The organism is Arthrobacter sorbitolis, from assembly GCF_054510995.1.
This window is the reverse complement of sequence record NZ_JBTNDM010000015.1, coordinates 40,679-52,834: the sequence shown is the minus strand read 5'-3', so window position 1 is coordinate 52,834 and position 12,156 is coordinate 40,679. Positions and strand designations below refer to the sequence as shown.

General features: G+C 71.1%; 6 protein-coding genes and 2 tRNA genes. 2 read left to right on the top strand and 6 right to left on the bottom strand.

Annotation, left to right across the window (positions count from 1 at the left end; all coding sequences use genetic code 11):
- Positions 1-90: 90 nt before the first annotated feature.
- Positions 91-178, bottom strand: a tRNA-Ser gene (locus ACX80K_RS16615).
- Positions 179-284: 106 nt separating this feature from the next.
- On the bottom strand, positions 285-2,369 hold the full coding sequence (locus ACX80K_RS16610) for a prolyl oligopeptidase family serine peptidase (RefSeq protein ID WP_459273006.1): 2,085 nt from the start codon (positions 2,367-2,369) through the stop codon (positions 285-287).
- Between the two features lie 78 nt (positions 2,370-2,447).
- Here ACX80K_RS16610 and ACX80K_RS16605 point away from each other — a divergent pair, with 78 nt between their 5' ends.
- The gene (locus ACX80K_RS16605; protein WP_459273005.1) at positions 2,448-4,388 is read left to right on the top strand and encodes an FAD/NAD(P)-binding protein; all 1,941 of its coding nucleotides are present in this window, start codon (positions 2,448-2,450) and stop codon (positions 4,386-4,388) included.
- Positions 4,389-4,574: 186 nt separating this feature from the next.
- On the opposite strand, the gene ACX80K_RS16600 is transcribed toward ACX80K_RS16605, so the two are convergent.
- The 3 genes from ACX80K_RS16600 to ACX80K_RS16590 all read right to left on the bottom strand — a co-directional run bounded on the left by ACX80K_RS16600 (position 4,575) and on the right by ACX80K_RS16590 (position 10,015).
- Positions 4,575-9,062 carry an ExeM/NucH family extracellular endonuclease gene (locus tag ACX80K_RS16600; RefSeq protein WP_459273004.1) on the bottom strand — a complete coding sequence of 1,496 codons (4,488 nt, stop codon included), beginning with the start codon at positions 9,060-9,062 and terminating at the stop codon, positions 4,575-4,577.
- A gap of 218 nt (positions 9,063-9,280) precedes the next feature.
- The gene (locus tag ACX80K_RS16595) at positions 9,281-9,754 is read right to left on the bottom strand and encodes a septum formation family protein (RefSeq protein ID WP_459273003.1); all 474 of its coding nucleotides are present in this window, start codon (positions 9,752-9,754) and stop codon (positions 9,281-9,283) included.
- Between the two features lie 173 nt (positions 9,755-9,927).
- Positions 9,928-10,015: transfer RNA gene (locus ACX80K_RS16590), tRNA-Ser, on the bottom strand.
- A gap of 60 nt (positions 10,016-10,075) precedes the next feature.
- Here ACX80K_RS16590 and ACX80K_RS16585 point away from each other — a divergent pair.
- The gene (locus ACX80K_RS16585) at positions 10,076-11,050 is read left to right on the top strand and encodes an NAD(P)H-quinone oxidoreductase (protein ID WP_459273002.1); all 975 of its coding nucleotides are present in this window, start codon (positions 10,076-10,078) and stop codon (positions 11,048-11,050) included.
- Here ACX80K_RS16585 and ACX80K_RS16580 read toward each other — a convergent pair.
- Positions 11,047-12,078 carry an FUSC family protein gene (locus ACX80K_RS16580; protein ID WP_459273001.1) on the bottom strand — a complete coding sequence of 344 codons (1,032 nt, stop codon included), beginning with the start codon at positions 12,076-12,078 and terminating at the stop codon, positions 11,047-11,049. The genes ACX80K_RS16585 and ACX80K_RS16580 overlap by 4 nt on opposite strands.
- Positions 12,079-12,156 lie beyond the last annotated feature (78 nt).

Sequence of the window (12,156 nt, the reverse complement as noted above, 5' to 3'; positions counted from 1 at the left end):
TTTGTGCACCAGTTTCAACCATTTGGGAAGGTCCGGCCGGCGCTTGGGAAGGTTAACGAAAAGAGCCCCGCGTTTGCGGGGCTCTATCGGCGGAGACGGGGAGATTTGAACTCCCGGTAGGCTTTAGGCCCACACTTCATTAGCAGTGAAGCCCATTCGGCCGCTCTGGCACGTCTCCTCGGCTATCTCTAGCCTCCCAAGGTTACCCAGAAGGGGACGGCAAGAGCAAAACCGGCCCGGCAGCCGGCCAGGAACGGCCGGGCGGGCGGTCGCGCGCGGTCGTGTCAGAGCGACCCGGTGAGGGCCCGCCAGAGGAACTCGAAGCTCATCGCATGCATCCTCGCCGCCTGCCGGTTGTCGGCGGCACCCGCGTGCCCGCCCTCGAGCGCTTCGTGGAACCAGACGTCCGGGATGTCGAGGTCCTTCATCTTCGCCGCCATCTTCCGGGCCTGCACCGGGCCCACCCGGTCGTCGCTGGTCGCCGTCCAGATGAGCGTCTTCGGGTAGGCGACGTCGTCGCGGAGCAGATGGTACGGCGAGAAGGTCTGCACGTACTCCCACTCCTCGGGCTTGTCCGGGTCGCCGTACTCCGCGATCCAGGAGTAGCCGGCCGACAGCTTCGTGTAGCGGCGCATGTCGAGCAGGGGCACGCCGCACGAGATGGCGCCGAACAGGTGCGGATAGGTGGTGAGCATGTTGCCCACGAGCAGGCCGCCGTTGCTGCGGCCCGTGCAGCCGAGGAGTGCCGGCGAGGTCACGCCGCGTCGGACGAGGTCCTCGGCGATGGCCGCGAAGTCCTCGTAGGCGCGGTGCCGGTTCGCATGGAGCGCTGCGTGGTGCCACTGCGGCCCGTACTCGCCGCCCCCGCGGATGTTCGCCAGCACGTACACGCCGTGCCGGCCGTCCTCCGTGGTCCGTTCGAGCCAGCCGCGACCGATCACGCCGCTGTACGCGGGTGTCATCGAGTGCTCGAAGCCGCCGTACCCGGACAGGAGGGTGGGGTTCCCGCCGTCGAGCACCAGGTCCCTCGACGCGAGCTGGAAGTAGGGCACGCGCGTGCCGTCGCTCGAGATCGCGAAGTGCTGCTCGACGGTGAAGCGGTCCTCGTCGAAGTAGGACGGCGAGGACTTCACGGCCGTGTGGTCGCCGCCGATGGTCCCGCGGAAGAGCGTCGACGGCGTCAGGAAGCCGGTGGCGATGAGCCAGTAGTCGTTGCCTGTCTCGTCGTCCTCGTCGTCGACCGCATAGGCGTCGACCGAGTGCAGCGGCGGGCAGGCATCGAGCAGGTCGGCACTCCAGTCCTTCGAGGGATCGAGGATGCGGATCTCGGAGGACACGTCGCGCAGCAGGTTCAGCAGGAGGTGGTCCCGGGTCCAGCTCCAGGACTGCAGGGACGTGGACGGATCGGGGGAGAAGACGGTCGAGAACGTGCGCCCACCGGCGAGGAAGGAGTCCAGCGCGATGACGAGGAGGGAACCGGCGGCGTGGGTGGTCCCGGCCTCGACCCAGTCCGTGCGCGGCCGGACGATCAGCCATTCCCGGTGCAGCGAGATGCTCGCGTCCTCCGGCACCTCGATCAGGCGCCAGCCGTCCTGCCGGAGGTAGGTGCGGCGCGTGTAGAAATCGATGGTGTCGACGGCGATGTCACGCTCGAAGCCCGGAGTGGAGTCGTGCAGCACGAGGGCCATCATGTGGTCCTCGTCCACCTCGAAGTACTGCTCGGCCGCAGCGAGTCCGCTCCCGCGCTGCAGGGTCCGGACGGTCCGGGGGTAGGAACTCGACGTCATCGACCCCGGCCCGAAATCGGTGCCGACATGGAGCGCGTCCGGGCCGGCCCAGCTGATGCGGCTCTTCGCGGTCGGGATGTCGAAGCCGCCGTCGACGAAGGACAGGGTGTCGAGGCTGAACTCGCGGTAGCGCGCGGCGTCGCCGCCGTCGGGGGAGAGGACCACGAGGACCCGGTCGTGCGGTGCGCCCGCCGCCGGGCGGAGGAAGAGCGCCCCGCTCCAGACCCACTCGGTCCCCTCGGCGACGCTCAGGGCGTCGACGTCGAGCAGGAGTTCCCAGTCCGGGGTGTCGGTGGCGTAGCTGTCCCACGTGGTGCGCCGCCAGATGCCCTGGCGGTGCTCGGCGTCGCGCCAGAAGTTGTAGTAGTGGTTCCCGTGCTTGCCCGCCATCGGGATACGGTCCGTGGAGTCGAGCACCTCGAGGATGCCGCGCTCCCGGACGGCGAAGTCCGGCGTCACCAGGGCGTCCTCGGTCAGTGCGTTCTCGGCCCGGACCCACGCGAGGCCCTTCTCGGCGTAGATGTCCTCGAGCCAGAGGAAGGGGTCGTCCGTGGTCGCGGTGGTCTCCGTCGGGTGCGTCATCAGCCCATCCTATGCAGCGCTCCCTCGGGCGATCCCCCGGGCGAACGGGGCCGCGCCCGCGTTGGATAGGCTTGACGCGTGGAGAACCAGGAGGCAAGGCGTGTGGCCGTCATCGGAGGCGGACCCCGCGGCACCTCCGTGGTGGAGCGGTTGATCGCCGGACACCGCGCCCTGGGCGCCGGTGCTCCCACCCTCGTCCTGCACGTGATCGAGCCCTACGAGCCCGGACCGGGCCACGTCTGGCAGACCGACCAGTCGCGGCTGTTCCTCATGAACACCCCCTGCCTCTACCCGACGGTCGTCCCGGTGGGACCCGCCGCCGCGGGCATCGCGGCCTCGCCCGGCGGCGTCTCCTTCGACACCTGGCGGACCCGCGTGAACGACGGCCTGGTCCCCGGACTGGGCGACGCCGACCTCGCCGAGTGTTCGCGGCTCGCGTCGAGGGACTTCCCGAGCAGGGCGCTCTACGGCCGGTACCTCGCCTGGACCTTCGCGGAGGTCGTGCGGCAGGCCCCGCCCGGCGTCGCCGTCGTCCACCACCGCAAGGAGGCTGTCCGGCTGCGGCGGCTCGACACCGGCCGGTGGCGCATCCTCCTCGACGACGGCTCCCGGGTCCACGCCGACGACGTCGTCCTGGCGCTGGGGCATCTCGCGGCGACCCTCACCCCCGAGCAGGGGAGGCTGCAGGACGTCGCAGCACGCCACGGGCTGCAGTACTGGCCCCCCGCCGTCCCGGCCGACGTCGCCTGGGACCGGCTCCCCGCGCGGAAGACCGTCCTGGTCCGGGGGCTCGGCCTCAATTTCTTCGACGCCATGATCCAGCTGACCGAGGGCCGCGGCGGGCGGTTCTCGCCCACCGACGGGGGCCGGCTCGAGTACACGCCCTCCGGCCGCGAGCCCCGGCTCGTCGCGGCATCGCGGCGGGGGGTGCCCTACCGGGCGAAGGCGTCCCTCGACTCCTACATCCCGCGCAGCATCGAGCTGCGGTTCTGCACCCCGGCCCGGGTCCTCGCGTTCCGGCGGTCGGGCGTGCAGCCCGGCTTCGATCACGACCTCTGGCCGCTGCTGCACCGTGACGTGCTCCGTGCCTACTACACGACGCTCTGCAGGACCACGCAGCTGACGCTCACGACCGCACCGGACGCGTTCCTCGAGGAGCTGGACACCGCACTGGAGAAGGCCGGCCCGGACTGGGAGGCCGCTGCCGGGGACGCCGTCGCCCGCGCGGTCCCCGCGGACCTCCGGCTCGACGTCGAAGCCCTCGCCCACCCGTTCTCCGGGCGCCGCTTCGCCGACGGCGAGGACTTCGCCGCGGCCGTCCTCGCCTACCTCGACGCCGACGCCGCCGGATCGGCGGACGGCGAGGACGACCCCCTCAAGATGGCGATCGGCGCCCTGAACGCCGGGCGGTCGGTCATCAAGCAGGCCGTGGCGGACGGCGGGATCTCGGACTCCTCGTGGAACGCCGAGCTCCGCGGATGGTTCGAGCCGCTCGTCGAGGGCCTCGCCAGCGGGCCGCCGCCGGCGCGGATCGCGCAGCTCGCAGCGCTGGTGCGGGCAGGGATCGTCCGCTTCGTGGGGCCGAACCCGAGCTTCGGCTTCGACCAGGACGAGGGACTCTTCCGCGCGACCTCCCCGTGGGTACAGGGCGGGTCCTTCACGGCGCGCTACCTCGTGGAGGCCATGATGCCCGCGAACCGGGTGAGTACGAGCCTGTCCCCGCTCATGCGCACCCTCCTCGAGGACGGTAGCGTTCGTCCGCGGACCCGCATGGGGGAGGACGGGGTGCCGGTGACCTCCGCCGGACTGGACGTCACGGTGCCGCCCTACCGGGCCGTCGACAGGACCGGGAAGGCCCAGGACTCGATGTTCGTCATCGGCCTCCAGCTCGCCTCCGTGCAGTGGGGGACGGCCATCGCAGCCGAGGCCGGAGCGCCGCTGGAAGCCGGCGGCAGGACCCTGCGCGACGCCGACGTGATCGCCACCGCGCTCCTGGGGCGGGCCGCGGGCGGGCTGTAGGAGTCCGACGGGACCGAGCCCGGCACCCGGAGCGCAGAGAAGGAGGGACCCCCACCGGGTGGTGGAGGCCCCTCCTCTCGTTGGTGCCCGGCCTCAGGCGCTCGGGGCGGTCACCCGGCGGGGACAGCGCTCATGGTCCGCCAGGTAGCCCGCCCAGGCGCCGTCGACCGGAAGCGCCGGCTCGGATCAGTCCTGCTTGCCCGGCTTGACGGGCTTGACGGGCTTGACCGGCTTCTCGGGCTTGACCGGCTTGACGGGCTTCTCCGGCTTCTCGGGCTTGACGGGAACCTCCGGCTGGGGTGCCGCCTCCACGGTCACGGGAAGGGTGACCGTGGTCGCGCTCGGTGAGGCCGTCAGGACGATCCGCCCCTGCCCGCTCGCGGTCGTCGGGACCGTGAGGTCGACCGTCGCGGTACCGCCGGCGACCGGGAAGGACCCGAGCTGCGTGACGGTGCCGTTCGCGGCCACGAAGCTCGCGGCCAGCGTGGTGTTCGCCGGGCTGCCGAGCGAGGTGAGGTCCAGCTTCGACACCGTGAAGGAGACGGCCGCGCCGGCCTTCACCGCGGTCGGAGCGCCCTGCACCTGCACGCTGCGGCGGTCGAACGACGGCGACAGCGGGCTGTTCGCCTTGATGTAGTCGATCCACGCGTCACGGTCCACGAGACCCGACTCGCGGGTGTCGGTGCCCTCACGGAAGACCGTGAAGTTGTCGCCACCCTGGGCCAGGAAGCTGAAGGTACCGACGCGGTATTCCTTCGCCGGGTCGAGCGGCGCGCCGTCGATCAAGACGGAGGTGATCCTCGAACCCCGCGCGAGCGCGGGATCGTAGGTGACGCTCACGTTGTCCGACAGGCCGAGGGCCAGGAAGGACCGCGAGCTGCCGTCCGGCTGCCACTGCTGCTCGAGCATCGCCTTGAACTGCGCACCGGTGAGGGTGGTGGTCCAGAGGTCGTTCACGAACGGCAGCACGGCGTTCGCCTCGGCGAAGGTCACGACGCCGTCGGGTGCGTAGTAGAGCTCGTTGCGGAGCCCGCCCGGGTTGACGACGCCGATCTGCGCTCCGCCGCGTTCCGCGGAGGAGAGGCTGGCGCGCAGCGAGTCGGCCACGAGGTTGCCCAGCGTCGACTCCGAGGCGCGGTCGTCGCGCACGGTGCCGATGAAGGCCGACGTGATGTCCTTCGTGACCGATCCGACAGGCTGGCTGCCGATGACGTTCGCCTGCGCGAGGGCCGCGTCGACGATGGTCTTGACCGCGGCGACCCGCGGGAAGCCGGCGACGAGGGCGGCGTCGGCGTCCGTGGTGCGTGCGACGTTGCGGGCCGTGTAGGACTGGACGTCACCGGTGGGCCTGTCGACGGTCAGCGTGATCTGGCCGACGAACTCTCCGTAGGAGCCGGTCTGCAGGATCGGCCGTGTCTTCCCTGCGGCGCCCGGGACGGGAGCGTCCCACGCGTACTGCTTGTGCGTGTGGCCGGTGAAGATCGCGTCCACGAGGGGGGTGGTCCCGGTGACGATGCGGGCGAACGTGCCGCCCGCTGCGACCTCCTGCTCGAGGGTGGACTTCTCGACGACGCCGTCGCCGGCGCCCTCGTGGTACTCGGCGACGATGACGTCGGCGAGGTCCTGGTCCTCGATCTCCTTCGCGACACGGTTGACGGCCTCGACGGGGTCGCCGAAGTCGACGGTCGCGATGCCACCGGGGCTGACGAGCGACTCGGTCTCCTCGGTGACGACGCCGATCACTGCGACGTCGACGCCGTCGACCGTGATGATGGAGTACTCGTCGAGCGCGGGTTCCGTGGTGCCCTTGGTGTAGACGTTCGCCCCGAGGTACGGGAAGTCCGCTGTATCCGAGACGCGGCCGGTCAGGTCCGTGAGGCCCTTGTCGAACTCGTGGTTGCCCACGGCCGAGGCCTTGAGCTCCAGGGCGTCGAGGACGTCGAGCGTCGGCTTGTCCTCCTGCAGTGAGGAGGCGAAGAGCGACGCGCCGATGTTGTCACCGGCGGAGAGGAACGCGGTCTTGTCGTCGCCGAACTCGGCGCGCAGCTTCTCGACGGTCCCGGCGAAGCGCACCGTGTTGGCGTCGATGCGTCCGTGGAAGTCGTTGATGTTCAGCAGGTTGAGTTCCGCGGTGGTGTCCACGGGTGCGGGTGCGAGGTCGAGGCCGACGATCACGGGGTCGTGGTCGCTGGCGCGGTACTGGTCCGCCACGTAGTAGTCGGTGACGTTGTTGTTGTACCGGCTGTACTCCAGGGCGACCGACTCGACCGAGTTGATGTTCCACGTGTCCACGCCGGTGACCGCGGCGTCCGCCGCGGGCGAGGCCAGGATGTGGTCCAGCGAGCCGCTGAGACCCGAGAAGACGTAGGAGTAGCTGTCGTCCTTCTCGCCCTGGTTGACGTACCCGGCCTCGTAGAGGACGTGCATGGGGTCCTCCTGGGTGTACGCGTTGAAGTCGCCGGTCAGGAAGACCTTGTCCGTCTTCGCCGAGGCCTTCAGGGAGTCGGCGAAGGCCACGAGGGCCTGGGCCTGCGTGACGCGCGCGGCGTTCCAGGCACCCTGGCCGTCCCCCGTGTCGGCGTTGCCGCCCGAGCTGGGGCCGGAGCCCTTGGACTTGAAGTGATTGACGATCGCGACGAAGGTCTCCGCCTCCGTGCCGCCCACCGGCTTGAACGCCTGCGCGAGGGGCTTGCGGGCGTTCGAGAAGGCGACGTTGTCATTGAGGATGACCGACTCGCCCACGGGCTCCGCCACGGCCTTCTTGTAGATGAGGGCGGTGCGGATGAAGTCCTCGTCCGCGGGGGCGGGGACGGCTGCCGGGGAGCGGACGTAGTCCCACGTGCCGGGAGCCTTCTCGTTGAGCGCCTCGACGAGGGTGGCGAGCGCGGCATCGCGATCCTTGCCGAAGCGCACGGAGTTCTCGACCTCCATGAGCGTCACGACGTCGGCGCCGAGGCCGTTGATCGCGGCGACGATCTTCGCTTCCTGTCGCTCGAAGTTGACCTTGTCCGCGGCGCCGCGCGAGTTGCAGCCGCCGTCGACGGTGATCGGGTTGCCCGCGCGGTCCGTGAAGTACCTGCAGCCGGTCTGGTCCTCACCCGTGGTGGGGAAGTAGTTCAGCACGTTGAACGAGCCGATCTTCAGGTTGCCGCCCACCGGCTGCGGTGCGGCGGGGCGCTCGCCGGCGAACTGCACCGGCTGCACACCTGCCGGGTTCGCGCCGTCGAGCTCGGCGAGCGGCTGGAACTTCCAGGCGCTGTTGCGGTAGTCGAGGACCACCGGGGAGGTGAAGGCGGCGCTGTACCCCACGCGGACGGGCTGGAACCGGGTCAGGTACGGGAGTACCTTGCCGCGGTTGGCCTGCGTGAAGAAGTTGGTCGAGGCGCCGTCGTCGAGCCGGATGCTCCGGGCCGCGTTGTCGGCGACGACCGCTGCGTTCTCCGGGGTGCCCGGGCGTGCGACGTCCGTGGGCTGGAGGAGGCGCTCGGTACCGGAGGCCAGGGTGACCTCGCCGTACTGGTTGAGGGTGTAGTTGTCGGCGACCGTGTAGGCGCCGGAGGGCTGGAAGAGCATGCCCTCGACTGCTTCGCGCGCGGCCTCGGTGGCCGGAAGCGCGATGGCCGATGCCTTGGGTTCCTCGGCCGCCTCGGTGATCCTGGTGGTGCCACCGGCAGCGACGGTGAGCTGCGTCAGGTTGAAGAACTCACCGGCGGTACCGGTCACCTCGACGTGGTCGCCCACGGCGACCGAGCCGACGGTCGCGGGGGAGTAGACGAAGATCGCGTCCGAGGCGGCCTGATCGGCGGCTGCCGAGCTGCCCGGGGTCTGCAGGTAGAAGCCGGCGAACCCGCCCGAGGGGTAGGCGGCGGTGACCTTGCCGCGCGTCGTCACGGTCTGGCCGGAGAGCGGGGTGGCGGTCCCCGTGCCCTGGATGTCGCGGATGGCCGTGACGGTGCCCGGCGTCGGGGGGACCGGCGTGGGCGTGGGGGTGGGGGTCGGGGTGGAGCCGCCGGGGGTCGCCGCGCTGTTCATCGGCGTCGTGTCCTGCAGGGTGAAGTCGGCGCCGTTGACGTCGGTGTCGCTGAAGCCCGTGCGGTTGGTGGACCTCGTGCTCCCCGCACCGGGTGTCGTGGCGACGGTGCCCTCGAAGGCGGTGGCCGTACCGTAGCCCAGGGCGTCGACGACGCCGGGCGTGCCGACGATACTGCCCGCCGGCAGTGCGCCGACGCTCGTGGCCTGGTTGGCGAGCACGAGGACGCCGCCGGGGGCGCCGGGGTTGAAGCCCGTCGTGAGGTCAGGGGCGGGCAGCGCGGACCCCGCGGTGCCATTGGTGCCACCCTGGATGAGGAAGTAGCCCTTGGCCGGGATGGTGCCGCGGAGCGCTGTCGCACCCGGCGCGGCGGTGGATCCCGGTGCGCGGTACTGCAGGGACCAGCCGTCCAGGCTGACCGGCGCATCGCTCGGGTTGTAGAGCTCCACGTACTTGTTGGTGAACGGCGTTCCTGCCGAGCCGCCCGAGATGAACGCCTCGTTGATGATGATGCCGTCTCCTGCGACGGACGCCGTCGCCGGTGGTGTCTCCACCGCGACGGCTGGCAGTGCGATCATCGGTGAGGCGATCAGCCCTACCGACAGCGCCGCACCGAGCGCTCCCCTCCATGACGAATTAATCATTCGTTCGAATTCTCCTTGACGATGGCTGCGAAGCAGCCGCGAGTGAAGCCCGCCGACCCGTCGATGGGTGGGCGCGTTGGCATGAGCACCGTATGTGACATCGGTGACATTCCATCCCCGGGAGTAGCCAACCAGAACATCGTTAACAGTGGGTTACCAAAACACCAGAGGCCCCGGAAGATCCGGGGCCTCTGGTCGTGATCCGTGGACGTCCTGCTCTATCTGCGGGCGTTTCTGAGCGTTCCGGTCACCGGTTCCTCATCCTTCTCCGCGACGAAGCACACGATCTCGCGGTCGTCCGCCGTGTTCCAGCTCTCCTCGACCGGGTAGAAGTAGAGCAGTTCCAGGACGGAGGCGTCGTACTCGAGCCCGATGTAGGTGGTGAACTCCCGCGCGCAGAACTCGCTCGCCGCGGTGTTGGCGGCGGGCACCCCGGGGTAGTCGCCGTCGGGCATCTCCGTCCGGGCGAAGGTCTCGAAGACGTGCAGCCCGTCGCACGGCAGGACGGTGATGTCGGAGACGCTCCCCATGCCGGGGTCATCGATGCAGTCGCCCACCTGGAGGGAGAAGGCGTCCGTCCGGGCCTCGGCGGTCACGGCGCCGTCGGCGTCGCGCTCCGGGGCGGGCGGACCGAGGACGCCGCAGCCGGGGAGGAGCGCGAGCAGGCCGATCACGGCCGTCGCCGCGGTCATGCGGCGCCGCCCAGCCCTCGTGTGTTGTCCAGTACCCATTGAGACCCCGTCGTCGGCCGCGGCGAGCGCGGCGCGGCTGTTGCTCCTCGGGACAGTACCGCACTCGCCGCGGCGGGCAGGCACGGGCGGATGCGGGAAGGGGAGGCCCCGCGTCGCGGGGCCTCCCCTGGGAGCGGAAGGTAAGGGATTCGAACCCTTGAGACGGGGTGACCGCCCACTGGTTTTCAAGACCAGCTCCATCGGCCGCTCGGACAACCTTCCCGCGGCTAGTCTTTCACGAAGGGCGGACGGCGCCCAAATACCCGGGGACTGGAGGACGGCATGCGCGCAGTGGTGATCGAGGGTGCCGGCGGGCCGGACGTGCTCTCCGTGCAGGACGTCCCCGATCCGGTGCCCGGCCCGGGCGAGGTGCTCATTGACGTCGTCGCCGCCGGTCTGAACCGCGCCGACGTGCAGCAGCGCCGAGGACTCTATCCGCCTCCCCGGGGTGCGTCCCCGCTGCCCGGCCTCGAGGTCTCGGGCCGCATCGCCGACGCGGGGGACTCCTCCTTCGCGGTGGGGGACGCCGTCGTCGCCCTGCTGGCGGGCGGCGGTTACGCGGAGAGGGTGGCAGTACCTGCCGGGCAGGTGGTCGCAGCGCCCGATGGGGTCGACCTCGTCGACGCCGCTGGCCTCCCCGAGACGGCCGCGACCGTGTGGTCGAACCTCGTGCTGCAGGCGGGACTGGCGGAGGGGGAGCACGTCCTGATCCACGGGGCGTCCGGGGGTATCGGTGTGATGGCCGTGCAGGTGGGCCTCGCCCTGGGCGCGGTGCCCCTCGTGACCGCTGGATCGGCCGCGAAGCTCGACGTCGCACGCTCCCTCGGCGTCCGCACCCTCATCGACTACCGCCAGCAGGATTTCGTCGAGGAGGTCCGGGCAGCCACGGGCGGCCGGGGCGCGGACGTCATCCTCGACGTCGTCGGGGCGAAGTATCTCGCACGGAACGTCGAATCCCTCGCCATCGGCGGGCGGCTCGTCGTCATCGGACTGCAGGGGGGCGCGACGGCGGAACTCGACCTCGGGATGCTGATGGGCAAGCGGGCGAGCGTGGCCGGGACCACGCTGAGGTCACGGCCCGTCGCGGAGAAGGCGGCCATCCTGGCGGCGGTCCGCGACAACGTCTGGCCGCTCGTCGCCACGGGGGCCGTGAGGCCCTTCGTCGGCCGGACCTTCCCGCTCGCCGAGGTGGCGGCGGCCCATGCCTATTTCGACTCCGGCGAGCACACCGGCAAGATCCTGCTGGTGACGGGCTAGGCGGCGCGGGTCCCCGCCTGCGCCGTGCGCTGCCACAGGTGCAGTGCCAGGACCAGCGCGATCCCCACCGTCGCGCCGATGCCGGTCTCGACGGCCCGGTCCACCAGGAGGCCCGCCGGGGCGGTGGGATGCGCCAGTTCGGTGGAGACGAGGGCGAGGGGCGTGACGAAGGCCTGCGCGAGCGCGTACTGGCGGAGGATGAACATCTCGGCGGCGAACTGGGCGACGGCGATCACGAGGACGAGCTGCCAGGCCGGCAGTCCAGGAAGCAGGATCAGCGCGGTCAGGACGAGTCCCGCGGACGTGCCGAGGAGGCGCTGGAAGCCCCGGGTCACGCGGGCGCGCGCCGTCTGGCCGACCAGCGGGACGGTCGCCGCGACCATCGCCCAGTAGGTGTGGCCGATCCCGAGCAGCGTGGCCGCGCTCCCCGCGAGCAGGGCCGCCACCACGTACAGGGCGGCCTCACGCCCCAGGGCCGCGACGTGCCGGGCGGTCGGCAGGTCGGCGCGTGTCCGGCGCCAGGGCGTGCGGTGGCCGGGCCAGAGGGCGCCCGCCTGCCCGAGGAGCAGGGCGAAGGCCACCGTGGCGACCGCCGTCATGAGTGCCTGCCCCAGCGGTGGCTGGCCCGGCACGGAGGCGATCGCGGCGAAGGCGAAGATGTGGAACAGGGATCCACCCGGCCGGAGGCGGAACAGGCCCGCCAGGAAGGTGCCGAGCCCGGCGACGGCGCTGGTCAGCAGGATCAGTCCCCAGGGGCCGACGTCGGCGCGCGCGGTCAGCGCCGCGGCGAGGATGACCGCGAGCATGAGCCCTCCGCCGCGCAGCTGCGTGGCGAGGCGCGGACGGTGAGGTTCGTTCCGCCCGTAGATGCCGGCGAAGGCGCCGAAGGTCGCGAACACGGCGAGGTCCAGCCGGCCGAGCAGCAGGACGACGAACAGGGGGACACCCACGCCGAGGGCGCAGCGGAGGGCAGGGTGATGGTCGGCGGCCGAGGGGGCCATGTGCACGAGGTCGCGGAGGAGGGGCACGGACTGCCGGCTTCCGGTCGGAGGGATCGACGGCGCCGCTGGCATCGGATGGCGGAATGCCACCGATCAACCCTACTC